The sequence below is a fragment of the Rhizobium sp. BK251 genome (assembly GCF_004345245.1).
GTDB lineage: Bacteria > Pseudomonadota > Alphaproteobacteria > Rhizobiales > Rhizobiaceae > Rhizobium.
Genome location: NZ_SLUQ01000004.1, coordinates 151,616 through 176,912, shown reverse-complemented (window position 1 = coordinate 176,912; position 25,297 = coordinate 151,616). Strand labels below are relative to the sequence as shown.

20 protein-coding genes and 1 pseudogene are annotated in these 25,297 nt (G+C 61.8%); 18 read left to right on the top strand and 3 right to left on the bottom strand.

The features are described 5' to 3' along the window. The 3 genes from EV286_RS10865 to EV286_RS10855 all read left to right on the top strand — a co-directional run bounded on the left by EV286_RS10865 (position 1) and on the right by EV286_RS10855 (position 2,866). Positions 1–885: a F0F1 ATP synthase subunit gamma gene (locus EV286_RS10865; RefSeq protein ID WP_132957057.1), complete on the top strand. Its 885-nt coding sequence runs from the start codon at positions 1–3 to the stop codon at positions 883–885. Positions 886–908: 23 nt separating this feature from the next. Next, positions 909–2,381: a F0F1 ATP synthase subunit beta gene (gene atpD / locus EV286_RS10860; protein ID WP_132957056.1), complete on the top strand. Its 1,473-nt coding sequence runs from the start codon at positions 909–911 to the stop codon at positions 2,379–2,381. A 77-nt stretch (positions 2,382–2,458) separates the two neighbouring features. Then, positions 2,459–2,866: a F0F1 ATP synthase subunit epsilon gene (locus EV286_RS10855; protein WP_132957055.1), complete on the top strand. Its 408-nt coding sequence runs from the start codon at positions 2,459–2,461 to the stop codon at positions 2,864–2,866. A 123-nt stretch (positions 2,867–2,989) separates the two neighbouring features. Here EV286_RS10855 and EV286_RS10850 read toward each other — a convergent pair. Beyond that, a pseudogene (locus tag EV286_RS10850) lies at positions 2,990–3,598 on the bottom strand (sugar transferase); the annotation flags it as partial. A 295-nt stretch (positions 3,599–3,893) separates the two neighbouring features. Beyond that, positions 3,894–4,793 carry a LysR substrate-binding domain-containing protein gene (locus EV286_RS10845; RefSeq protein ID WP_132957053.1) on the bottom strand — a complete coding sequence of 300 codons (900 nt, stop codon included), beginning with the start codon at positions 4,791–4,793 and terminating at the stop codon, positions 3,894–3,896. 109 nt (positions 4,794–4,902) lie between these two features. On the opposite strand from EV286_RS10845, the gene EV286_RS10840 reads away from it, so the two are divergent. Genes EV286_RS10840 through EV286_RS10830 form a run of 3 tightly spaced genes read left to right on the top strand, consistent with a single transcriptional unit; the run spans position 4,903 to position 8,691 of the window. Then, positions 4,903–6,048 carry an iron-containing alcohol dehydrogenase gene (locus EV286_RS10840; protein WP_132957052.1) on the top strand — a complete coding sequence of 382 codons (1,146 nt, stop codon included), beginning with the start codon at positions 4,903–4,905 and terminating at the stop codon, positions 6,046–6,048. 1 nt (position 6,049) lies between these two features. Continuing rightward, entirely contained in the window at positions 6,050–7,549 is a 1,500-nt protein-coding gene (locus EV286_RS10835; RefSeq protein WP_132957051.1) for an aldehyde dehydrogenase, read from the top strand. Between the two features lie 20 nt (positions 7,550–7,569). Further along, positions 7,570–8,691: a mandelate racemase/muconate lactonizing enzyme family protein gene (locus tag EV286_RS10830; RefSeq protein ID WP_132957050.1), complete on the top strand. Its 1,122-nt coding sequence runs from the start codon at positions 7,570–7,572 to the stop codon at positions 8,689–8,691. A gap of 137 nt (positions 8,692–8,828) precedes the next feature. Here EV286_RS10830 and EV286_RS10825 read toward each other — a convergent pair whose 3' ends face one another. Continuing rightward, positions 8,829–10,136 (bottom strand): O-antigen ligase family protein, encoded by a 1,308-nt coding sequence (locus tag EV286_RS10825; RefSeq protein WP_132957049.1) that lies wholly within the window; start codon positions 10,134–10,136, stop codon positions 8,829–8,831. Positions 10,137–10,529: 393 nt separating this feature from the next. Here EV286_RS10825 and EV286_RS10820 point away from each other — a divergent pair, with 393 nt between their 5' ends. The 12 genes from EV286_RS10820 to EV286_RS10765 all read left to right on the top strand — a co-directional run bounded on the left by EV286_RS10820 (position 10,530) and on the right by EV286_RS10765 (position 25,225). Then, positions 10,530–11,282 (top strand): glycosyltransferase family 25 protein, encoded by a 753-nt coding sequence (locus EV286_RS10820; RefSeq protein ID WP_132957048.1) that lies wholly within the window; start codon positions 10,530–10,532, stop codon positions 11,280–11,282. A gap of 87 nt (positions 11,283–11,369) precedes the next feature. Next, the gene (locus EV286_RS10815) at positions 11,370–12,140 is read left to right on the top strand and encodes an SDR family oxidoreductase (protein WP_132957047.1); all 771 of its coding nucleotides are present in this window, start codon (positions 11,370–11,372) and stop codon (positions 12,138–12,140) included. Between the two features lie 101 nt (positions 12,141–12,241). Next, a complete protein-coding gene (locus EV286_RS10810) occupies positions 12,242–12,589 on the top strand; it encodes a metalloregulator ArsR/SmtB family transcription factor (protein WP_132957046.1) in 348 nt (115 codons plus the stop codon). 114 nt (positions 12,590–12,703) lie between these two features. Continuing rightward, positions 12,704–13,597: a LysR family transcriptional regulator gene (locus tag EV286_RS10805; RefSeq protein WP_132957045.1), complete on the top strand. Its 894-nt coding sequence runs from the start codon at positions 12,704–12,706 to the stop codon at positions 13,595–13,597. Positions 13,598–13,768: 171 nt separating this feature from the next. Then, on the top strand, positions 13,769–14,245 hold the full coding sequence (locus tag EV286_RS10800; protein ID WP_132957044.1) for a formate dehydrogenase subunit gamma: 477 nt from the start codon (positions 13,769–13,771) through the stop codon (positions 14,243–14,245). Beyond that, positions 14,242–15,798 carry an NADH-quinone oxidoreductase subunit NuoF gene (locus tag EV286_RS10795; protein ID WP_132957043.1) on the top strand — a complete coding sequence of 519 codons (1,557 nt, stop codon included), beginning with the start codon at positions 14,242–14,244 and terminating at the stop codon, positions 15,796–15,798. Before EV286_RS10800 ends, EV286_RS10795 begins: the two co-directional genes overlap by 4 nt. Positions 15,799–15,922: 124 nt before the next feature. Beyond that, complete coding sequence (fdhF, locus tag EV286_RS10790; protein WP_132957042.1) at positions 15,923–18,802, top strand: formate dehydrogenase subunit alpha; 2,880 nt, start codon at positions 15,923–15,925, stop codon at positions 18,800–18,802. Further along, positions 18,799–19,623 carry a formate dehydrogenase accessory sulfurtransferase FdhD gene (gene fdhD, locus EV286_RS10785; protein WP_132957041.1) on the top strand — a complete coding sequence of 275 codons (825 nt, stop codon included), beginning with the start codon at positions 18,799–18,801 and terminating at the stop codon, positions 19,621–19,623. The genes fdhF and fdhD overlap by 4 nt, the downstream gene beginning before the upstream one ends. Continuing rightward, the gene (locus EV286_RS10780) at positions 19,613–19,855 is read left to right on the top strand and encodes a formate dehydrogenase subunit delta (RefSeq protein WP_132957040.1); all 243 of its coding nucleotides are present in this window, start codon (positions 19,613–19,615) and stop codon (positions 19,853–19,855) included. Before fdhD ends, EV286_RS10780 begins: the two co-directional genes overlap by 11 nt. A gap of 79 nt (positions 19,856–19,934) precedes the next feature. After that, positions 19,935–21,329 carry a sigma-54 dependent transcriptional regulator gene (locus EV286_RS10775; protein WP_132957039.1) on the top strand — a complete coding sequence of 465 codons (1,395 nt, stop codon included), beginning with the start codon at positions 19,935–19,937 and terminating at the stop codon, positions 21,327–21,329. Further along, positions 21,322–23,343 (top strand): cache domain-containing protein, encoded by a 2,022-nt coding sequence (locus EV286_RS10770; protein WP_132957038.1) that lies wholly within the window; start codon positions 21,322–21,324, stop codon positions 23,341–23,343. Before EV286_RS10775 ends, EV286_RS10770 begins: the two co-directional genes overlap by 8 nt. A gap of 226 nt (positions 23,344–23,569) precedes the next feature. Next, on the top strand, positions 23,570–25,225 hold the full coding sequence (locus EV286_RS10765; protein WP_132957037.1) for an OFA family MFS transporter: 1,656 nt from the start codon (positions 23,570–23,572) through the stop codon (positions 25,223–25,225). Positions 25,226–25,297 lie beyond the last annotated feature (72 nt).

The following is a 25,297-nucleotide window of genomic DNA, read 5'->3' as shown; positions in this document are numbered from 1 at the left end:
ATGCCTTCACTCAAAGACCTGAAAAACCGGATCGCCTCCGTCAAGGCGACGCAGAAGATCACCAAGGCGATGAAGATGGTCGCCGCGGCGAAGCTTCGGCGTGCGCAGGAGGCGGCCGAAGCGGCACGCCCGTATTCGCAGCGCATGGGCGCCGTCCTGGCGAACATCGTCCATGCAACGACCGAAGCTGACGGCGCTCCGGCGCTGATGACCGGCAACGGCAAGGACGACGTGCACCTGCTCGTCGTCTGCACCGCCGAGCGCGGCCTTTGCGGCGGTTTCAACTCGCAGATCGCCCGTTTCGCGCGCGATCACGTCCGCAAGCTGCTCGGCGAAGGCAAGACGGTCAAGATCTTCACGGTCGGCAAGAAGGGTCATGACATCCTTCGCCGCGAATTTGCCTCGCTGATCGTCGAGCGGAAGGAACTGCGCGAGGTCAAGAAGATCGGCTTCGAGAATGCCGATGCGATCGGCCGCCGCATCATCGAGATGTTCGAGGCGGGCGAATTCGACGTCTGCACGCTCTTCTATTCCGAGTTCAAGTCTGTGATCAGCCAGGTCCCGACCGCGCTGCAGCTCGTGCCCGCTTCGGCGGCCGAAGGGGTGGTGGAAGACGAGGAGCATGCTGGCGCGGTCTACGAGTATGAGCCGGACCCGGCGTCGATCCTGGAAGACCTGATCCCGCGCAATATCTCCGTGCAGATCTTCCGTGCGCTTCTCGAGAATGTCGCAGGCGAGATGGGTGCCAAGATGAGCGCGATGGACAATGCCACGCGCAACGCCGGTGAGATGATCAACAAGCTGACGCTCAGCTACAACCGCCAGCGTCAGGCCCAGATCACCAAGGAACTCATTGAAATCATTTCGGGCGCCGAGGCGCTCTGAGGTAAGAGAAAGAGGGTATGAAAATGGCTAGGGCAGCTACCCCGAAGGCGGCAGCGAAGACCGCCGCTAAGACGACCGCCACGGGCTCCGTGGGCAAGGTCACACAGGTTATCGGCGCCGTCGTCGACGTTGCTTTCGAAGGCGAACTGCCGGCGATTCTGAACGCGCTCGAAACCGATAACCATGGCAACCGGCTCGTCCTCGAAGTTGCCCAGCACCTCGGCGAGAATGCCGTGCGCACGATCGCGATGGACTCCACGGAAGGCCTCGTTCGCGGCCAGCAGGTCACGGATACCGGCGCTCCGATCTCGGTTCCGGTCGGTCCCGAGACGCTCGGCCGCATCATGAACGTCATCGGCGAGCCGGTTGACGAAGCTGGTCCGCTGGTCACGGCTTCCAAGCGCGCCATCCACCAGGATGCGCCTGCCTATGTCGAGCAGTCCACGGAAGCACAGATCCTCGTCACCGGCATCAAGGTCGTCGACCTTCTCGCTCCTTACGCAAAGGGCGGCAAGATCGGCCTCTTCGGCGGCGCCGGCGTCGGCAAGACGGTTCTGATCATGGAACTGATCAACAACGTCGCCAAGGCGCACGGTGGTTACTCGGTCTTCGCAGGCGTGGGTGAACGCACCCGCGAAGGCAACGACCTGTACCATGAAATGATCGAATCCGGCGTCAACAAGCGCGGTGGCGGCGAAGGCTCGAAGGCAGCCCTCGTTTACGGCCAGATGAACGAACCGCCGGGCGCTCGCGCTCGCGTCGCTCTGACCGGTCTGACGGTTGCCGAAAACTTCCGCGACCAGGGCCAGGACGTTCTGTTCTTCGTCGACAACATCTTCCGCTTCACGCAGGCAGGTTCCGAAGTGTCGGCTCTGCTTGGTCGTATTCCTTCGGCCGTTGGCTATCAGCCGACGCTGGCGACCGACATGGGCCAGATGCAGGAGCGCATCACGACAACGACGACCGGTTCGATCACCTCGGTCCAGGCCATTTACGTTCCGGCCGACGACTTGACCGACCCGGCGCCGGCAACCTCGTTCGCCCACCTGGACGCAACGACGGTTCTGTCGCGTTCGATCGCTGAAAAGGGTATCTACCCGGCTGTCGACCCGCTCGACTCCACCTCGCGCATGCTCGACCCGCTGGTCGTCGGCGAGGAGCACTACGGGATCGCCCGTAAGGTTCAGTCGACGCTGCAGCGCTACAAGGCCCTGCAGGACATCATCGCGATCCTGGGCATGGACGAGCTTTCGGAAGAGGACAAGCTGTCCGTTGCTCGCGCCCGCAAGATCGAGCGCTTCCTGTCGCAGCCGTTCTTCGTGGCTGAAGTCTTCACCGGCTCGCCCGGCAAGCTCGTCGCGCTCGAGGACACCATCAAGGGCTTCAAGGGTCTCGTCGACGGCGAATACGACCACCTGCCGGAAGCAGCCTTCTACATGGTCGGCTCGATCGAAGAAGCCATCGAGAAGGCCAAGAAGCTCTCCGCGGCCGCTTGATGAAGTCGGATACGGCGCGCTGGTGTTTGCCAAGCGCGCCGTCGCATGTTTCAAAGACAATCGAGAAGTAAAACGTCATGGCTGACAATTTCAATTTTGAACTCGTGTCTCCGGAGCGTCTGCTTCTGTCGGAGATGGTGACCGAAGTTGTCATCCCGGCAACCGAAGGCGAGATGACGGTCATGGCGAATCATGCGCCGACCATAACGACGATCCGTCCGGGTGTTGTCAGCGTTCGCTCCGTTTCCGGCTCGAAGCAGGACTATGTGGTTTTCGGCGGTGTTGCCGATATCCTCCCGACGGGCTGCACCTTGCTCGCCGAATCGGCTGTTCCGGTGGAAGAGCTCAACAAGGACGAGCTCACCCGCCGCATCGAAGATGCGCGCAAGGAGCTCCAGGATACCGAGCATCACGAGCACAAGTCGCGACTTGAACATTTCATCATGGAATTGTCGCATCTGCGGGGCGTCGTCACTCAGGACTGAGGTTCCGGATCGGGCAAGAAGAAGCGGCCATGGGCCGCTTTTTTTGTGTCTGAAACTCTTCCCTTGCTCGGCAAGGCGGCCGGGCGAGTCTTGCGCTGGGGCACCCGTCCATCTTTCGAACACTCAGAAGCCGGTGCCGCCACGAAACTCCGAGGCGACCGTTCCCGCGATGATCTTCAGATCCAGCCATAAGCTGAAATTTCGCACGTAGAAGATATCGCAGGCGATACGGGCACGCGCCTTGGCGGCGCGATCGGTCGGCCCGCGCCAGCCGCGCATCTGCGCAAGGCCGGTCATGCCGGGTCGCATGGCGTGACGACGGTGGTAATCGGGAACGAGCTCCTCATAGAGCCTGCCGGCGGCGCGCATGTTGATCGCGTGGCAGCGGGGCCCGACGAGCGACATGTCCCCCTTGAGGACATTCAGTAGCTGCGGCAGTTCGTCGAGATTTGTGCGGCGAAGGACGGCGCCGAGGCGCGTGACGCGAGGATCTCCCCTGACCGTCTGGCGCACGCCGCTCGGGTCGCCAAGCTCCGCCCGCATCGACCTGAACTTGTATACCTTGATCCGCTTTCCATTCAGACCCCAGCGAAGCTGCCTGAAGAGTACGGGCCCACCGCTATCGAGCTTGATCAGCAGAGCTAGAACCAGGAGCAACGGCAGGAGCACGACGAGCGCGATCGTTGCGACGGCGATATCGAAGGTTCTCTTTATCCCCAGCTGCACGCGAACCTGCCGCAGAGCGAAGGAAACAATCTCGGGTGACGCGATATTGGAGTTTGCGCTTGTGTATTTTTGGTACTCCGACGACTCTTTGAAAGAATATTTTCCAACTGTACTCTTTCGTTCAGACATACTCGCACCGTCTGTTGGCCACAAAACACACAATCACGTCGTCGGCGCATGATAAATACATGCCCGAAATCTGCTTGTCATTCGCGCGGTTAATATTTGGTTAATATGGTAATAGCCAAAACGAGGAGTATTATGTCGCACAATACTCCAGAAGGATGATAGTTATCCTGAGTTATTCTGCTGTGAGCAGGTGTTGGTGCAGTAGAGCCGCTTCCGGTGAAAGTGACCGAAAACGGGGCATTCCGAGGTAGTATCCGAAGCCGGTCTCGACTTCCGCGGCGCCGAGGCGAACCAGCGCCCCGGACGCCAGGTGTTCCTCGATGAGACCGATGCTGCCGAGCGCAACGCCCTCAGCGCCCAGTGCGGCCTCCACTGCCATGATGTAGGTCGAGAAGGTCAGTCGCGGATGCGGCAGCCTTTGCTTCGGCGGGCTCGGAATACGACCGAACCATTGCCGGAACGAGATCCAATGGGCATTGGCGCGTTCGTAGTCGATGAGATCGAGCCCTGCGATTTCCGTGACCGTGACGGTGTCCGCGACGAGACCGCGCTGGGCGACATAAGCGGGAGACGCGACGGGGACGAGCACTTCCTTCATGAGAAGCGTCAGGTTCCAGCGCGGATGCTCGCCGGTCGAATAGAGGATCACGAGATCATTCGTCTCCGAAGCAAGCTCGGAGGGTGTGTCGGTCGTCAGCAGGCGGACGGAGATGTTCGGGCTCGCCTTGCCGAAGTCCTTGAGCCGCCTGCCGAGCCAGAGATGCGACACGGAGCCGCTGGCGGCAATGGAGATGGGCTGCGGCACGCCGCCCCGAAACGGCTCGAGACTTTCCTCGAGATATTCGATAGTGGCCCGTACTCGCTGGAACAGGCGTTCGCCATCGGGCGTGAGCGCAAGATTGCGTCCCCGGCGCGTGAAGAGCTGAGCGCCCAGGTGATCCTCCAGCCCCTTGATGCGGCGACTGACGGCCGCCTGCGTAATGTGCAGTTCCCGCCCGGCTCGCGAGAAATTCATGTGCCGACAGGCGGCATCAAAGACGCGGAAGGCTTCCAGTGGAATGCGTTCGAGCAAGGATCTCTCCATAACTTGAAATCATCAATTTGACTGAGAATTGCCGAGATTTGAATAGTTGAAATTGTGATGCATGAATATTGCGAGATAACCAGTTCACGAGCGACACATGCAGTTCTCAACTTCCTTCATTCCCGAGATCCGGTTTGGGCAGGGTGGCTTTGCGGGCCTTGCCAAGGCAGCCCAGAGTTTCGATGGCGTCACAACGGCAGCGGTCGTAATCGACAGTTTTCTTGCGCGATCGGGCCTCGCCGAAACCGTGCGTCACTCGCTCGCCGAGGTGGGGATCGAGGCACGGATTTTCTCCGATTTCAGCGGCGAGCCAAAGCTCGATCATCTTCGCGCGGCAATCGCGGCCTCCCGGAGCGCACAGCTCGTCATCGGTATCGGCGGCGGCTCGGCGCTTGATATCGCCAAGATCGTGGCCTGTTGCGCGGCCTCCGGCGAGGATCCGATGCATTACGCCTTGGCCGCCAATCCCCTGCCAAGGAATCCGTTGAGGAAGATCATGGTCCCGACGACGGCCGGCACCGGCTCCGAGACCTCGGCGACCAACATCTTCTCGGGACCTGAGGGCAGGAAGCTCTGGATCTGGGGCGCCGAGACGAAGGCCGATCTCGTCATCCTCGATCCGGCTCTGACCACGAGCCTGCCCGCCGATCTGACCGCCTGGTGCGGGCTCGACGCCTTCATCCACGCCTTCGAGGCTGCGACGAACCGCAATACCCATGGTGGCGCCCAGCTCTATGCGCATGAGGCGCTGCGGCTGATTTCCGGCGCGCTGGAAACGGCCGTGAGAGAGTCGGGCAACATGGAGGCGCGTGGCCGGATGCTGCTTGGCTCCTGCTATGCCGGCATTGCGATCGACAATTGCGGAACTGCGATCGCCCACAACATCAGCCACGCCCTGGCCGGTCTGGCGCCTGTTCATCACGGTCTGGCGACCGCTCTCGGCTTTGAGGCAACGCTCTCCTGGCTTGTCGAGGCGGATACGGCGGATCTGAACGCCGCCGCGAAGGCCTGCGGTTTGGCGCGCGCGGCGGAGTTGCCAGCGTTTGTCTCCGGCCTCATGGACCGCTGCGGCATTCGCAGGGAACTCCCGAAGGGCTTTGCGCTCTTTACGGCCGATGATCTCGCAAGGGAGATGCGTGCGGTCGAGAACCAGCCCATGCGCCGCTCGACGATCCGCGAGCTGTCTGAGGCCGACATAGATGGATTTGCGGCTGCCGTCATGGCGCTGCCGAAGGGGAATTGAGATGGCCACCGAATATACCCGCGCCTATTGGGAAAACGTCCTTTCAGAGCTGCGGCCGGAAGGCCGGCATTTCATCGATGGGGCACTGAGACAAGCGACGTCCGGCGCCACCTTCACCCGTATCCGCCCGATGGACGGCAAGCCCGGGGCGGTGCTCTCGCGTGGCAACGCGGCCGATATCGACACGGCGGTTGCTGCCGCGCGTGCGGCCTTCGAGAGCGGCGTCTGGCGCAAGAAGGAACCGCTCGAAAAGAAGAAGGTCATGCTCAGATGGGCAGAGCTGATCCGTTCGCATGGCGAGGAACTGGCCATGCTGGAGACGCTCGATGTCGGGAAGCCGATCCTGGCCTCGCTCAATGTCGACGTGCGCCTGTGCGCGGACGGCATCCAGTATTACGGCGAGATGATCGACAAGATGTATGACGAGATCGCGCCAACAGGTCCGAATGCGCGCGCGCTGGTCCGAAAGGTACCGCTCGGCGTCATCGGTGCGATTACACCGTGGAACTATCCGATGATCATCGAGGGCTGGAAGCTCGGCCCCGCGATCGCCGCAGGCAATTCAGTCGTGCTGAAGCCGGCGGAGCAGTCCTCGCTTTCTGCGATCCGGCTGGCGCAACTGGCTTTCGAAGCCGGCCTGCCCGCAGGCGTGCTCAATGTCGTCACCGGCCTCGGGGAAGAGGCGGGTGCGCCGCTCGCGCTGCATATGGACGTCGACATGATTGCCTTTACCGGCTCGACAGAGGTCGGCAAGCTGATCATGGGATACGCCGCACAGTCGAACGTCAAGCGCGTGGCGCTGGAACTCGGCGGCAAGTCGCCGCTCGTCGTCTTCGAGGATGCCGACCTCGACGCCGCCGCGGCAGCGGCGGCTTGGGGCTGCTTCTACAATTCCGGTGAGACCTGCCATGCCTCGACGCGCCTCATCGTCCACCGTTCGGTGCAGGACGAATTGATCCGGAAGATCGAGGATGTCACCAGAAACGACATTGCGCTCAAGCATCCGCTGGAGCCTTCAGCACAGATCGGCGCGCTGATCGAGGAGGAGCACATGCGTAAGGTGCTCGACATGATTGCTGCCGGGGAGAAGGAAGGCGCCCGCCGCGCCTTCGGCGCCGAGCGCGTGATGAGCGAGACCGGTGGCTACTACATCTCCCCGGGCGTCTTCGTCGACCTGACCAACGATATGAGCCTTGCGCGGCAGGAAATCTTCGGGCCGGTGCTGGCCGCCATTCCCTTCGATACGGAAGATGAGGCGCTAAGGATCGCCAATGACACCATCTACGGCCTTGCCGGGGCTGTCTTTACGCGGGACATGAATCGGGCCCATCGATTCTCGGAAGAGATCCATGCCGGAACGGTCTGGATCAACACCTATGACATGTCGAGCTTTGCCACGCCCTTTGGCGGCTTCAAGCAATCCGGTTTCGGGCGCGACCGCTCTGTGCATGCGATCGACAAATATTGCGACTACAAGACCATCTGGCAGCAATTCGGCTGAGACACGGGGAGAAAGCCGTCATGAGCAAGATCGTCTCGATCCAGATCACCCATCATCGCCTGCCACTCGACCCGCCCTTCAAGGCGAGCTGGGACGGACGGCCGCGTCGGCATTTTGATGCGACAATCGTTCGAGTGCGTGACGACGAAGGTCGTGAGGGTGTCGGCTCCGGCGACCTCATGAAGGGGTTCGAAGGGCACGAGGAGCTCTTCATCGGCGAGGATCCGCGTCACGTCGAGCGACACTACGAGGTGCTGTCACATATCAACTTTCACTACGGCAGGTGCTGGCCGATGGACCTGGCGCTGTGGGACCTCGCGGGTAAGATCACCGGCGAGCCCGTCTGGCGCCAGCTCGGCGGTCGTTCCAGTCGTGTCCGGCTCTATGCGTCGTCCGGCGTATTGCGCGAGCCTGCGGCAATGGCCGAGCAGGCCGAGCGCTACGTCGACCAGGGCTTTCCCGCGATGAAAGTGCGCTTCTCTTCGTCGGCGGGCGGTCGGGACAGTTGGCGCGACGATGTCAGGGCGCTGGAGGCGATCCGCGCCCGCGTCGGCTCGAAGCTCGAGCTCATGGTCGACTGCAATCAGGGCTGGCGCATGCCGTGGGACACGACGCTCTCCTGGACCTTCAAGGACGCGCTGGCGGTAGCCCGGGAGCTCGAACGGCTCGGCGTCTACTGGATGGAGGAGCCACTCCACCGCTCCGATCGCAAGGGCATGAAGGAACTCCGGCAGGCGACCAGCGTGCGTATTGCCGGCGGGGAGATGACCCGCGAGCTTTACGAATTCCGCGACATCATCGAGGAGCGGGCGCTCGATGTCATCCAGCCCGATGTCGCGCTTGTCGGCGGCATTACGGGTTGCCGCAGGCTCGTCTATCAGGCACGTGAGGCCGGCGTCCAATTTACGCCGCACTCGTGGACGAATGGTATAGGCGTGCTCGCGAATGCGCATCTGACCGCTGGTATTGGCGACGCGCCTTGGCTCGAATATCCGTACGACGATCCGGAATGGAGCGAGGCTCGCCGCGATTACCCGATGGCTATGCCGCTCAGGCACGAAAAAGGGTGGCTGGAACTGGGGCTTACTCCCGGCCTCGGCGTCGTCCTCGATGAGGAAAGACTGAAGGCTACCCTTGTCTGAGCTGCAACGGTTCGGGTTGTGTCATTCACTTGGCGGGCACTGTTTCCCACCTCCCTTGCCGCCCCGCGGATTCCGTCGGGGCGGTTTTTTGTGCCGCGCCTGACGGGAAACCGTCACGCGGCGCGCCGATGTGAAGCTCAGCCCACCGTCATCTCAAGGCGTTCCGGCTGCTTCAGCCTCATGTGGCAGTAAAAGCCGAAGGCGGAGGCAGAAAGCGCAAGCGCCTCGCCGATGGCCAGGCGGTTGTTGGAATTGCTGAGCAGCGTCATCGCGAAGAAGAAGATCAGCGTGGCATAGGCGCTGAATACCGTCGGCGCCACGATACCGGCCCTGCTTGCACGCCAGACGGCAGTGAGGAACGCGCCGAGCATGACGGCGAAAACCAGGACGCCGAACAGGCCGTGGCGGACGAGGATTTCAAGGTATCCGTTATGGAGCAGGGTGAAGGGGACGCTGGCATACGCGGTGTGATGCCACTTCGTGAGCCATTCATTGCCCGATCCGAAGATCGGTGCAGTCTGGAAGACTTCCCAGGCATTCGCCCAGAGCATCAGCCTCTCCCGCATGGCTTCCGGTGTATTCGGCGAATTAATCGCACGCACGACTAGTTGTCCCAGGCTGCCGCCCTCCTGGACACCGTCAGCGATCACGGCGGTGGCGGAAACGGTCGGACCGGCCACGGAATAGAGGTGCGAGCGCGTGGCATATATGCCACCGGCGACGATGATCACGGCGAATGCAGCAGCAACGGCAAACTGCTTCTGCAACTTGCCGATCAGGAAGAAAACCACAACAGGCGATGTCAGGAGCAGGGCAAGCCACACGCCCTTGGATTGAGCGCCGTAGATGCAGACGAGGGACATTGCCATCACGAGCGGCGCTACGACCTTTGAAAGCCGAGCAATCGACGACGACGCATCTTCTGACGTCAAGTTGTGGAAAAGCCAGAAGAGCGCTCCGATGAGGAGCATGCCGCAGGCGACCGCGCCATGGATGCTGTTGTGCATGATCAACGGCATGCCGCGAGTGCCCGAGAGGATCGCCGCATAGGGTGCCGTTGCAACCAATGCGATCATCGCCACAGTAAAGAAGACGGCGACCATCGTGCGCAGGTGCCGGAAGCACAGACCGAGCGACACGCCGAGAATCGGGAAGAACACCGGAAAGAAATACAACCATTCCGAACTTCCCCGCTGGTGATCCGGAGAGGCGAGATAGATGACAAGGAAGCGGGCCAGCGCATAGCCGCTCCAGCCAAGACAGAGCCAACCGAGCCAGTCGGTCTTGGGCGGCGCAGGGCTGCGATAATAGAAGAACAAGGCAATTGCGGCCAACAGGATGGTCGCATAGCGGTAGGCGTCGGTTTCGATCAGAAGTGGGGAGGCTACTATCTCCCAAAGTACGCTTGCGATCACAACGACCTGGGCCGAAACGCGCTGGGACATCGCTCATCCTTCTACGGGCAGAATTATCATTCGCCTAAAGCAATCGCCCCATCGAGGCAATGGGATCGCGTTCGCAAGCAAACACAAAAACAGTCACTGCGTATGGTGGCGGCGAAAATGCCACATGCTGCAGGCAGTTCGGGATGCTTGACGTTTCAATTTGTGATTGTTGCCGCTTTCCTGTCATAAACAGGTCCGCGGGCGCGCAAAAACGCTTGATTTGAAGGCCGCCGGAAAAAGCCTTGATGCAGAGAGACTACGCTCCGGTTGTGCCGCATTTGCGGGACCCACTTTGCAGCGTGCATCTGCTATGGTATGGCGCGCTTATATGACAGAATTGCACAGATTCCAGGATATGCCTGCAATTCGGATTGAGTGCCCAAGAGAGACAGGATGTCCGAACAAAAACTTTCGGTCTATGTAATCACCATCGAGCGAGCCGCCGAACGTCTCAATGAAATCGTGAAGTATGCGAGTGCCAGCGAGATCGAAATTGTGCGCGTCAACGGCGTCGACGGCTCACTGATACCGCGTGAAGCGTGGGTGGACGTGGACCATCAGAGCTTCACCAAGCGTCACGGGCGTACCATCCTTCCCGGCGAATACGGCTGCTATCGCAGCCATCTTGCAGCGCTCCACCAGTTTCTTGCGAGTTCGCGCGAGGCGGCGATCATCATTGAAGACGACGTGCTGCTGGACCGGCAGCTTCTAGGCCGCGCGAAAGCAGCGCTGGACGCTGCTCCGGGCGCCGAAGTGATCAAGCTCGTCAACCACCGCTGGAACGGCTTCATGCCGCGCGCCAAGTCGGCAAGCGGCGATATCCTCGGACGCTGTCTTTTCGGTCCGCAGGGTTCTGCCGCCTGCTATCTGGTCACTCGTGCCGGGGCTGAACGGCTCGTCACATCGCTCAAGACAATGTCGCTGCCATGGGACGTGGCGCTCGAACGCGGTTGGGCGATCCAGGCGTCCATATTCTCGACGCGAAGCAATGTCCTCGAATTCGTCAATGGACGGACGACGACCATGATCGGGACTCGCGTCGACTATCGCCGCGCGAAACTTGCCCCCTGGCGGCGATTCAGCACCTATCTCTTTCGGGTGGTGGATTTCTTTCGGCGCATCTTCTACGTGCTCTCGGCCCGGTAGCTCCTTTCGTTTTTCTTGATAGGATGATAGACGGAAAGGGGCGCAATCCCTTGACGACGTGAGACATCCTGCGCCGAGGAGGACTTCGTGTTTCACCCGAAGCTGTTTGAGAATCGCAATGTCGTCGTGACGGGCGCGGGCAGGGGAATTGGCCTTGAGGTGGCGCGACAGTTCCTTGATTGCGGCGGTCATGTGCTGGTCCACACCGGCCGCGATTCCGACCGCCAGCTCCCCGATTTTCTGCTTGTTGCCGAGGAAGAGCGCCGAGCATTCCTGGTTCCCGGCGATTTCAGCTCGCATGACGGTGTGCGCCTGTTTGCGGCGGCCGCAGCAGCCCTCTTCGAGCGTGTCGACGTCCTCGTCAACAATGCCGGGACGATGGTCGGGCGCTTTCCGGCTGGTGACCTCACGGATGAACAGTACGAAACGGTCGTCCGGCTGAACCAGACCTCGGTGGTGGAAATCACACGCGCCCTGCTGCCCCAACTGAAGGCTTCCGGCCAGGCGGCGATCGTCAACACGATCTCGATTTCCGCATTGACCGGCGGCAGCCCGGGCTCTGCCGTCTATTCAGCATCGAAGGCCTTTGTCGCCACCTATTCCAAGGCGCTGGCGCGTGAACTTGCGCCGGACGGTATTCGCGTCAACTGTGTTTCTCCTGGTACGATCGCGACTGACTTTCACGAGCGTTATTCTTCCAGGGAGAAGCTGGAGCAGACCCGCAAGTCCATCCCGCTGCAGCGGCTCGGCACGCCCGAGGACTGTGCTCCGGCCTACCTCTTCCTCGCCTCGCCGCTTCTTTCCGGCTACATCACCGGTCAGACCGTCGAGATCAATGGCGGCCAGCTCATCTGCTGAATTTCTTGGACTTTTTTTGGTGTTTCGACAGATTTGCCCGGTTCCTGTCGGCAGGTATGCTATTATTACAATTGATATATTTGCCCGTTTGGGACTGTTGAATGCCATTACCGAGACTAAAACCGGAAACATCCGGCGAGGAATTACATGATCTAGCCGGGGAGGCGCGCAAGGCGGCGGACCTGCTGAAGGTTCTTTCCCATCAATCTCGGCTTTTGATTCTCAGTATTCTTGCGGACGGCGAAAAGACCGTAGGGGAGATCGAGATTCTTCTCGGCGTTCAGCAGGCAATGGTCTCGCAGCAGCTCGCCCGTCTTCGCATGGAAGGGCTCGTCACCGCACGGCGCGCAGGTCGGCTTGTCTTCTATAGCATTGCAAGCCCCGAAATTACTGTGCTTGTCTCCTCTCTTCTCTCCATGATGCGTAAACCCGGCGAATTCGAGATGTGATGATCTTCGTCGTGTAGGCCCGTGCTCGCAGACCCTGTCTGTGCCCCTGGTCTTGCGTGCCATGTCACAACCCGCCAAGATCGCGCGAAGTGACAGGTGCGCGCAGGAAGCGGAATGATCGACAAGCTGGAATTTTTCATTGCGCTTGCCAACGAGAAGCACTTCGGCAGGGCCGCCGAAGAATGCGGAATATCGCAGCCGACGCTTTCTGCCGCGATTCGCCAGCTCGAGGATCAACTCGGCGTCATGCTCGTCCAGCGCGGCTCGCGTTTCCAGGGGCTGACGCCGGAGGGGCAGCGTGTGCTCGAATGGGCGCGGCGGATCGTCGGTGATGCGCGCACGATGCGGGAGGAGATGCGCGCCGCTCGCAGGGGCCTTTCGGGCCATATCCGGCTTGCGGCCATTCCAACGGCGCTTGCCATGGTTCCGCTGATAACGACGCCCTTTCAGGAGCGGCATCCGGACGTGACCTTCTCCGTGGCGTCGCGCAACTCCCTGCAGGTGCTGGGGATGCTCGAGAATCTCGAGATCGATGCGGGTATCACCTATCTGGAAAACGAGCCGCTCGGGCGGGTCACCAGCGTGCCTCTCTACGCAGAGAAATACCATCTCATCACCGCTGCCGGCAGCCCGCTTTCGGATCGCGACAAAGTGACGTGGCGTGAGGTCGGTGATCTTCGGCTTTGTCTATTGACAGCCGACATGCAAAATCGGCGCATCATCAATCGCCACCTCAACGAAGCGGGCGTGATCGCCCATCCGACGCTCGAATCAAATTCGATGATCGTGCTGTTCTCGCACGTCCGCACCGGCCGGTGGGCGAGCATCATGCCGCGCAACGTCGCAAAATCCTTCGGTTTTCCGGCGGAGATCCGCATGATACCAATCGTCGAGCCCGAAGCGCACCATGTCGTCGGCCTCGTCGCCACCCATCGCGAGCCCTTTACACCGCTCGTTTCCGCCTTGTTGCATGAAGCAAGAATACTCGCGGAAGACGCAGACGTTTGATAGGTATTTTCTATCGTCCAACGGAAGAGCATTATTGATCCGGGCCGGTATCCCTGCGAAATTTCCCAAATCGAGTGGAAGTGGCGGCATTTGCCCATTGCAGCATTCCGAGGAGGGAATGTTTCAAGACCGCGCCTCCAGCCGCACATAGCATAGGGTGGAGGATTGCCCATGAATGTTCATATCCCCGGCGATACGCTCTCCCGCGCAACAGCCATCATCGAAAGCATGAAGTCGCTCGAAGGGCCGCTCCTGCCGATCCTGCACGAGATGCAGTCGGAATTCGGCTACGTGCCTCAAGAGGTTCTGCCGGTCATTGCCAAAGCGCTGAACCTGTCGCGCGCCGAAGTCCACGGCGTCATGACTTTTTACCACGACTTCCGGGAACATCCGGCTGGTCGCCATGTCCTGAAGCTCTGTCGTGCCGAAGCCTGTCAGTCGATGGGCGGGGACGAGATTGCCTCACGTGCCAAGCAACTGCTTGGGATCGATTGGCATCAGACGACGCTCGACGGCGATGTGACCCTCGAACCTGTTTACTGTCTTGGCCTTTGTGCCTGCGCCCCCGCAGCGATGCTGGATGGTGAATTGCGCGGTCGGGTCGATGACGAAGCGGTAGCGGAACTTGTCGCGGAGGCGCGCCTATGACCGTGAAGATATTCGTTCCGCGCGATGCCGCTGCGCTGGCGCTCGGAGCCGAGAAGGTGGCAAAGGCAATCGCCCAAGAGATTGCTGCCCGCGGACTCGACGCAAAGCTGGTGCGCAACGGCTCGCGCGGAATGTTCTGGCTTGAGCCGCTGGTCGAAGTGGAAGCCGACGGCAAGCGCATCGGTTACGGACCCGTGAAGGCACGGGACGTGCCGGCGCTCTTCGATGCCGGAATGTTCAACGGCGCGACCCATGAACTCTGTCTCGGGGAGGTCGAGAACCTCCCGTTCCTCAAGCAGCAGACCCGCCTGACATTCGCCCGTTGCGGCATCACCGATCCGCTTTCGCTTGCGGACTACGAGGCGCATGACGGCCTCAAGGGCCTGCGGCGCGCAGTCGCCATGTCGCCTGCGGACGTCGTCAAGGAAGTCACCGACTCGGGCCTTCGCGGCCGTGGCGGCGCCGGTTTCCCGACAGGCATCAAATGGAAGACGGTGGCCGATGCCGCCGGTCCGCGCAAATACATCGTATGCAATGCCGACGAGGGCGATAGCGGCACATTCGCTGACCGCATGATCATGGAAGGCGATCCCTTCGTGCTCATCGAGGGCATGACGATTGCCGGCATCGCCACAGGCGCGAGCAAGGGCTTCATCTACATTCGCTCGGAATACCCGCAGGCGATCGAGGTGATGACGGAAGCCGTCGAGGTCGCGCGCAAGGCCGGTATCCTGGGCGCATCCGTTCTCGGTTCCGGTAAGCCCTTCGATATCGAAGTGCGCACCGGCGCCGGCGCCTATGTCTGCGGCGAGGAAACGGCGCTGCTCAACAGTCTCGAAGGCAAGCGCGGCATCGTCCGCGCCAAGCCGCCGCTTCCGGCGCACAAGGGTCTTTTCGGCTGTCCCACCGTCATCAACAACGTGATCTCGCTCGCCTCCGTGCCGGTGATCATGGAAAAGGGTTCTGCCTTCTATCGTGATTTTGGCATGGGTCGTTCCCGCGGAACGATCCCGCTGCAGATTGCCGGCAACGTCAAGCATGGCGGCCTGTTCGAGACCGCCTTCGGCCTCTCGCTTGGTGAAATCGTCGACACGATCGGCGGCGGCACGGCGACCGGCCGACCGGTCAAGGCAGTGCAGGTCGGCGGCCCGCTTGGCGCCTATTTCCCGCGCGCGCTGTTCGACACGCCCTTCGACTACGAAGCCTTCGCGGCGAAGGACGGGCTGATCGGGCATGCCGGCATCGTCGTTTTCGACGAGACGGTCGACATGCTGAAGCAGGCGCGTTTTGCAATGGAGTTCTGCGCCGTCGAAAGCTGCGGCAAGTGCACGCCCTGCCGCATCGGCTCCACCCGCGGCGTCGAGACGGCAGACAAGATCGCGCAAGGGATCGAGCCCGAAAAGAACCGGGCGCTGCTCGCCGATCTCTGCAACACCATGAAGTTTGGTTCGCTGTGCGCCCTCGGCGGCTTCACGCCCTATCCCGTCGTCAGCGCCATGACGCATTTCCCGGAAGATTTTTCGCCGGCGCCGGTCATGCAGGCAGCGGAGTAGGATCATGCAAGTATTTGAACATATCCGGTTTCTTGCCCCCAGCGCAAATCCTCTCCCCGAGTGGGGGGAGGCATTGAGCAGCGAAATGGGTGCGGCGGGAAACGAGTTTTCAGAGGAGTAAAACATGCCTCTCGTATCTGAGATCGATTTTGGAACGCCGGCCTCGACGTCGGAAAAGATGGTGACCCTCACCATAGACGGCCGCGAGATCTCCGTGCCGGAAGGCACATCCATCATGCGCGCCTCGATGGAGACGGGGATCCAGGTGCCGAAGCTTTGCGCGACCGACATGGTCGATGCCTTTGGCTCGTGCCGCCTTTGTCTCGTCGAGATCGAAGGTCGCAACGGTACGCCTTCCTCCTGCACGACGCCTGTTGCGCCGGGTCTCGTCGTCCACACGCAGACCAGCCGGCTGAAGGATATCCGCCGCGGCGTGATGGAGCTCTACATCTCCGACCATCCGCTCGACTGTCTGACCTGCGCCGCTAACGGCGATTGCGAACTGCAGGACATGGCAGGCGCGGTCGGCCTTCGCGATGTGCGCTACGGCTATGAGGGCGACAACCACGTCAAGGCTCGCAACAATGGCGAGATCAATCTGAAATGGATGCCGAAGGACGAATCTAACCCCTACTTCACCTATGATCCGTCGAAGTGCATCGTCTGCTCGCGGTGCGTGCGCGCCTGCGAGGAAGTGCAAGGCACGTTTGCGCTGACCATCGAGGGTCGCGGCTTTGGATCGCGTGTGTCCCCCGGCATGCACGAGCATTTCCTCGATTCCGAATGCGTATCCTGCGGCGCCTGCGTGCAGGCATGCCCGACGGCGACGCTCACGGAAAAGTCCGTCATCCAGATCGGCCAGCCGGAACATTCGGTCGTCACGACCTGCGCCTATTGCGGCGTCGGCTGTTCCTTCAAGGCGGAAATGCGCGGCGAAGAGCTGGTGCGCATGGTTCCCTACAAGGACGGCAAGGCCAATCGCGGTCATTCCTGCGTCAAGGGCCGCTTTGCCTATGGCTATTCCACTCACAAGGATCGCATTCTCAACCCGATGATCCGCGAGAAGATCACGGATCCCTGGCGCGAAGTCACTTGGGAAGAGGCCTTCTCTCACATCGCGACCGAGTTCCGTCGCATCCAGTACCAGTACGGCCGTGAATCGGTCGGTGGCATCACGTCCTCGCGCTGCACGAACGAGGAGACCTTCCTCGTCCAGAAGCTGGTGCGTGCCGGTTTCGGCAACAACAACGTCGACACTTGCGCCCGCGTCTGCCACTCCCCGACCGGCTATGGCCTCGGCCAGGCCTTCGGTACGTCGGCAGGCACGCAGGACTTCGACAGCGTCGAAAAGAGTGATGTCATCGTCGTGATCGGTGCCAACCCGACGGATGGCCACCCGGTCTTTGGTTCGCGCATGAAGAAGCGGCTGCGCCAGGGTGCCAAGCTGATCGTGATCGATCCGCGCCGCATCGATCTCGTCAAGACGCCACACGTTGAAGCCTCCTATCATCTGCCGCTGCAGCCGGGCACCAACGTTGCCGTGCTGACGGCATTGGCGCATGTGATCGTCACCGAAGGCCTCTTCGACGAGACGTTCATCCGCGAGCGTTGTGACTGGTCCGAATTCCAGGACTGGGCAGCTTTCGTTGCCGAACCCCAGCACAGCCCCGAGGCCGTCGAAAAGTTCACGGGCGTTGCGCCGGAACTGATCCGCGGCGCCTCAAGGCTTTATGCGACAGGCGGCAACGGCGCGATCTATTACGGTCTCGGCGTCACCGAGCACAGCCAGGGCTCGACGACCGTCATGGCGATCGCGAACCTTGCAATGGCGACCGGCAATATCGGCCGTCCGGGCGTCGGCGTTAACCCGCTACGCGGCCAGAACAATGTGCAGGGCTCCTGCGACATGGGCTCGTTCCCGCACGAGCTGCCGGGCTACAGGCACATCTCGGACGATGCCACGCGCGACGTCTTCGAGAAGCTCTGGGGCGTCAAGCTCAACAACGAGCCCGGTCTCAGAATCCCGAACATGCTGGATGCGGCCGTCGACGGCACCTTCAAGGCGCTCTACGTCCAGGGCGAAGACATCCTCCAGTCCGATCCGGACACGAAGCATGTCGCGGCCGGCCTTGCCGCGATGGAATGCGTCGTCGTCCACGATCTCTTCCTGAACGAGACCGCGAATTACGCCCATGTCTTCCTGCCGGGCTCCACCTTCCTCGAAAAGGACGGCACGTTCACCAATGCCGAGCGCCGCATCAACCGGGTGCGCAAAGTCATGACCCCGCGCAACGGCTACGCTGACTGGGAAGTCACCCAGAAGATGGCGCAGGCCATGGGTCTCAACTGGAACTACACTCATCCGTCCGAGATCATGGACGAGATTGCAGCGACCACGCCGAGCTTTGCACTGGTCTCCTATGAGCACCTCGACAGGGTCGGTTCCGTCCAGTGGCCCTGCAACGAGAAGGCCCCCGAGGGTTCGCCGATCATGCATGTCAACGGCTTTGTCCGTGGCAAGGGCAAGTTCATCCGCACCGAATATGTGGCTACCGACGAGCGCACCGGCCCGCGCTTCCCGCTGCTGCTGACGACCGGCCGAATTCTCAGCCAGTACAATGTCGGCGCGCAGACCCGCCGAACGGACAATGTCGTCTGGCACGAGGAGGATCGCCTGGAGATCCATCCGCACGATGCCGAACAGCGCGGCATTCGTGAAGGCGATTGGATACGGCTTGCCAGCCGGTCCGGCGAGACCAGCCTGCGCGCACTGGTGACCGATCGTGTTGCGCCGGGCGTCGTCTACACGACCTTCCACCATCCCGACACGCAGGCGAACGTCATCACGACCGACTTCTCCGACTGGGCAACGAACTGCCCGGAGTATAAGGTGACTGCGGTGCAGGTCTCGCCCTCGAACGGCCCCTCCGAATGGCAGATCGAGTACGAGGAGCAATCGCGTCAGTCCCGCCGTATCGTCGGCAAGCTGGAGGCTGCGGAGTGAACTTCAAGACCACGGCTCGAGCCGCTGAAACCGCGCGCCGAAAGGGCATCGTCCAGCCCGGTTTTCGTAGCGTGCCGGAAGAAACGCCGATCGCCTTTTCCTATGGCGGCAGTTCGCATGCCGTCATGATGGGGACGCCTGCCGACCTCGAGGATTTCGCGGTCGGCTTCAGCCTGACGGAAGGCATCGTCTCTACGCTCGAAGAGATCGAGACCATCGAACTCGTCGAGGACGAGAAGGGCATCGATGTCCAGGTCGTGCTGGTCGATGAAGTGGTCGATGCATTGCGCGCCCGCCGTCGCAGCATGGCAGGCCCGGTCGGGTGTGGTCTCTGCGGCATCGAGTCGATCGAGCAAGCGGTTCGCAAGGTGCCGAACGTTTCGCGTTCGGCGTTGAAGCTTTCGCATCAGGATATCGTCAAAGCGATCGCGCAGCTTAATGAGCTGCAGCCTTTGCACATGGAAACGCGGGCCGTGCACGGCGCCGGCTTCTACGTGCGGGGAAGGGGCATCGTTGCCGTGCGCGAGGATGTCGGCCGCCACAACGCGCTCGACAAGCTGTGCGGCGCCGTGATGCGCTCCGGACATCGCGGTGCAGAAGGCGCCGTTGCCGTGACGAGCCGCCTCTCCGTTGAAATGGTCCAGAAGGCTGCGATCCTGGGCGCGCCCGTGCTGATAGCAATTTCGGCACCGACGGCGCTGGCCATTCGCACCGCCGAGGAGGCGGGCATGACATTGATTGCGCTCGTTCGCGGCGAGGATTTCGAGATATTCACGCATGCCGACCGCATCGTTCCGGGAAATATTGCCGATGTCGCATGACAAGACGCGTGCCAAGCTGATCTACATGGCCAACCAGATCGCGACCTTCTTCTTGACGCAGCCGGAAGCCGAGAGGGCTCAAGGCGTGGCGACGCATATCAACAAGTTCTGGGAGCCGCGCATGCGCCGCCAGCTCTTCGAGCACATCGACGCGGGTGGCGAAGGCCTCAAACCGCTGGTGCTTGAAGCTGCGGCCAAGATCCACCGGCCGGAGCCGTTGCCGGCTCACTGAGCGCCCCGGAAGCTTTTGATTTCCCTGCAGCCTCTGCTATGGATTGGGGAACGCGGACACAACAGCCGCGGGAGGAGAAATGGTACAGGCAGAGGTCACGCGAAAAGCGGTGGAGGCAGCGCGCGATCCTGAATTCGGCCCCTGGCTGGCTCAGGCATCCATTCTGATCGTCGACGACGAACCGGGTATGCGCAACTTCCTGGTCCGTACGCTCGGGCCCCGATGCAAGCGCATCGAGGAAGCGGCCGATACGGACGAAGCCTCCCGCAAGCTCGACACGCAGCATTTCGACGTTGTCATCCTCGACAACATCATGCCCGGCAAGAACGGCGTGGACTGGCTGGCGGAGCAGCGGGCGATCGGCTTTTTCGCCGATGCCATCCTGATCACCGCCTATGCCGATCTCGAGACCGCGATCCAGGCACTTCGGGCGGGCGCGGTCGACTTCGTGCTGAAGCCCTTCCGTTCGAACCAGATCCTCAATGCCGTCGCCCGCTGTCTCGATCGTGTCCGCCTGCAGCGAGAGAATTTCGTGCTGCGCTATGAGCTGCGTTCCACGTCGGACCACCTGCTGCTGCGGGAAAAGCTGATCGGCGAGTCGACGGCGATCCGCCAGGTACGCGAGACCATTTCGCGGGTGGCGCCGCTTCCGACTTCGGTGCTCCTGAGCGGCGAATCGGGGACCGGCAAGGAGGTCGCGGCTCGCTCGCTCCATTCACTTTCCGATCGGGCCGACAAGCCGTTCGTCCCCGTCAACTGCGCTGCCATCCCGCCTGAAATGATCGAGAGCGAGCTCTTCGGTCATATCAAGGGGGCTTTCACCAGCGCAGAGGCGGCGCGAGAAGGGCTCTTCGTCCATGCCCAGGGTGGGACGCTGTTTCTGGACGAAATAGGCGAGATGCCGCTTGCGACCCAGAGCAAGCTCCTGCGTGTGATCGAGGACCGCCGCGTGCGCCCCGTGGGCGCCGAGCGCGAGGTTCCTGTCGACCTGCGCTTCATTTTCGCGACCAATGCCGACCTTCACGCGCAGGTGGCGAAGGGGCGCTTCCGCGCGGATCTCTTCTACCGCATCAACGTGATGCAGCTCTACCTGCCGCCGCTCAGGGAGCGCGGCGACGACGTGCAGGCCCTTGCCGCCCTCTTCATGAGCAAGCTGTCGCAGCAGCTCGGCATGCCGCCGGTGCAGATCGATGCATCTGTTCGCGCTGCCCTGGCGCGCTACACCTGGCCCGGAAATGTGCGCGAGCTTCGCAATCTGATCGAACGCTCCCTCATCCTCGGCAAGTTTCCGGAGGATTTCCGCGCAAGCACGTCCCCTCAACCGGACGGAGCGGCCGGAACGCTGGATGAGGTCGAGCGGCGGCATATTCTTGCCGTCCTGGAAGAGGTCTCCGGCAACCGCGACGAGGCGGCGCGGCGCCTCGGTGTTTCGCGGAAGACCATAGATCGGAAGTGTGCTGCCTGGAATGTCTGAGGCATCGGCAAAGCCTGTCCGCACGCGTCCGGGCCGATCAATCCGTTTCAGGCTGCTCGCCATCGCGCTTCTGCCGACGCTCGTCATCCTGCCTCTGCTGCTCGGCGCCACCATGGCGCGGTGGAACGCGAAATTCGACTCCCTGCTGATTACGAAGGTCAACGGCGACCTGACGATCGCCCATCAATACCTCTCGCGCATCCTGGAAAACACCGGCGAGCATGTCCAGGCGCTGGCGCTGTCGGCTCGGTTCAAGGAGGTGGCGGCGACCGGCGGCGAGCGCCAGATGGCCGATTTTCTCGAAGCGAGCCGAGTCGAGCTCGGCCTCGACTTTCTCTACGTGGCGGACGGCCAGGGACGGGTCGCGACCTCGGCCAGCGGCATTTCGGAGGGGTCCGCAAAGGCGGATTGGCCCGTTCTACAGTCGGCACTTGATGGCAGGGCATCGACCGCCATCGATATCTTCTCCGATCGGGAACTGACCCTGATCTCCCCTCGGCTCGCCGAACGGGCCCGCATCGAGCTGGTCTCCACGCCCAACGCGGTCCCTTCCGATCGAACAGTCGAGATGCGTGGCATGGTCGTCCACTCGGCAAGCCCGGTCACGCTCGACGGTGGCGAGGGCGCGCTTGTCGGAGGCATACTTCTCAACCAGAACCTCGTCTTCATCGACACCATCAACGACCTGGTCTACAGCGACGCCAGCCTGCCCGAAGGCAGCCAGGGCACGGCGACGCTCTTTCTCGATGATGTCCGCATCAGCACGAACGTGCGCCTGTTCGAAAATCGGCGCGCGCTCGGCACGCGCGTTTCCAGCGCTGTGCGTTCGGCCGTGCTTGACGAGGGGCAGACCTGGCGCGACAGCGCCTTCGTGGTCAATGACTGGTACATTTCCGCCTACGAACCGATTACGGACAGCTTCGGCAAGCGGGTCGGCATGCTCTATGTCGGATTTCTGGAGGCGCCGTTCTCGCGCGCGAAATACCAGACGCTGCTCACCGTCGCGCTCGCCTTTCTTGCCGTCGCCGCTGCAAGCGTACCGATCTTCCTTCGCTGGGCGCGGGGGATCTTCCAGCCGCTGGAGCGGATGACCGGGACCATCGCGAAGGTCGAGGGCGGCGATCTCGGCGCACGGACGCATCTGCGGCAGGCGGACGACGAAATCGGCCGCGTGGCAGGCCACCTCGACGGCTTGCTCGATCAGTTGCAGCAGCGCGATCGCGAACTCAGGGCATGGAACGAGGAGCTGAATGCGCGCGTCGAGGAGCGCACCCACGAGCTCGAGCTCGCCAACCGGCAGCTCGAAGCAGCCACCAAGCAGCTCATCATGTCGGAGAAGCTCGCAGCAATCGGCGAGATCACGGCGGGCGTTGCGCACGAGATCAACAATCCGATCGCGGTCATGCAGGGAAACCTCGATGTGGTGCGCAGCCTGCTGCGCGAAGAGATCGCGCCGGTCAAGACCGAGTTCCGCCTGATCGACGAGCAAATCCACCGGATCAGCCAGATTGTCGCCAAGCTCCTGCAGTTCGCCCGGCCAGAGGAATATGCGGGCTATGTGGAGCGCACCTCGCCCGGCGACGCGGTTTCCGATTGCATTCCGCTCGTGCAGCATCTTCTCGGCAGCGCGGCAATCGTCCTTCAGCGGGAGGACAAGGCGTCTCGCCTTGTCGCCATGAACCGCACCGAGCTGCAGCAGGTGCTCGTCAACCTGATCGTCAATGCGATCCACGCCATGCCGGATGGCGGCAAGCTCTCCATTCGCACCTTCGACAAGGATGGAGAAGAACGGCCCGGAATCGCCATCGAGGTCAGCGATACGGGGATCGGCATGAGCTCGGAAACGATGGAGCGGATATTCGACCCGTTCTTCACGACCAAGCGCCGCGAGGGAACGGGCCTCGGCCTCTCGATAAGCCAGACGCTGGTTACCCGGCAGGGCGGGCACATCACGGCCACCAGCACGCCAGCGAAAGGGACGACCTTCACCATCTGGCTTCCGGAAGCCGACTGACGCGCTTTGGACAATTTGTCCGCCTTGTTCTGGACAATCTGTCCATAGGCAACCCTCCTGCACCGCTAACTCATTGAATTAGCTCATGCTGCCAATTGGCACGGCCATTGCAACCTGCCTAGGGCAGGTTGTCGGTGATCGTGAGGAAGAACGCGCGCCCCATATGATGGCCTGCAAATCGGGGATTGAGAATGCCGCAGGCAACGGCGGCTGGGAGGAAAATTGAATGTCTGCAACGACTGAAACACTAGGCGGGCTCGCGGGATCAGGCATCCTCGACCGCGAACGGATCATCGCAAGGCCTGGCTTCAACCGCTGGCTGGTTCCGCCGGCCGCACTTGCCATCCACCTCTGTATCGGCATGGCTTATGGCTTCAGCGTGTTCTGGCTGCCGCTTTCGCGATCGATCGGCATCACCGCGTCCGCAACCTGCGCCGATCTCACGCTTCTGTCGGCGCTCTTCACGACGAGCTGCGATTGGCGTGTTGCCGATCTCGGCTGGATCTACACGCTCTTTTTCGTCCTGCTGGGTTCCTCGGCCGCGATCTGGGGCGGCTGGCTCGAACGTGCGGGACCGCGCAAGGCCGGTGTCGTTTCGGCTTGCTGCTGGTGTGGCGGCATTCTCATTGCCGCGGTCGGCGTCATCTCGCACCAGCTCTGGCTGATGTGGCTCGGCGCAGGCGTCATCGGCGGCGTCGGTCTCGGCCTGGGCTACATCTCCCCGGTTTCGACCCTCATCAAGTGGTTTCCGGATCGCCGCGGTATGGCTACCGGCATGGCCATCATGGGCTTCGGCGGCGGCGCGATGATTGGCGCTCCGCTCGCGAACCTGCTGATGAACCACTTCAAGACGGATGCCTCCGTCGGTGTCTGGCAGACCTTCGTCGTCATGGCCGTCATCTATTTCGTCTTCATGATGGGCGGCGCCTTTGGCTATCGCATCCCGCCGGCGGGCTGGCGCCCGGAAGGCTGGACGCCGCCTGCAGCCAAGAGCACGATGATCACGCATCGCCACGTACATCTGCGGGACGCGCACAAGACGAAGCAGTTCTGGCTCATCTGGGCAGTCCTCTGCCTTAACGTTTCGGCCGGCATCGGCGTCATCGGCATGGCGTCGCCCATGCTGCAAGAAATCTTCGCAGGTTCGCTGATCGGCCTGCCGGATCTCACCTTCTCGCAGCTCGACGCCGGCCAGAAGGCGCAGATCGCAACCATCGCCGCCGGCTTTGCCGGGCTGCTCTCGCTCTTCAACATCGGTGGCCGCTTCTTCTGGGCGTCGCTTTCCGACAAGATCGGCCGCAAGAACACCTACTTTACCTTCTTCGTCCTCGGCATCGTGCTCTATGCGGTGGCCCCTTCGCTTGCCGACATGGGTAACAAGGCGCTCTTCGTCCTCGCGTTCGGTATCATCCTGTCGATGTATGGCGGTGGCTTCGCGACGATCCCGGCTTATCTTGCCGACATCTTCGGTACGCAGTTCGTTGGCGCGATCCATGGACGTCTGCTGACGGCCTGGGCGACGGCCGGCATCGTCGGTCCGGTCGTGGTGAACTATATCCGCGAAGCGCAGATCGCCGCCGGTGTTGCTCCTGGCCCGGCGCTCTATACCGGTACGATGTATATCCTTGCGGGCATGCTTGCCCTCGGCCTGATCGCCAATGCGCTTGTGCGGCCGCTTCCGGAGAAGTGGTTCATGTCCGACGAGGAGGTCTCCGCGCTGCAGGCAAAGTCGGTCGCGGCAAATGCCGGCCCGACGGGATCCTTCGGCATCGGCACGGGCGGTCTGGATGGGAAGGCTGCCCTCGCATGGGCCGCCGTCGGTATCCCGCTGCTTTGGGGTATCTGGGTGACGGTCCAGAGCGCATACAAGCTGTTTGGCTAAGCCCTACGGCTGCAAATTTGAGCAAAGGGAAGCGGCCTCATGGGCCGCTTCTGCTTTTCGGAGGGACCGGAG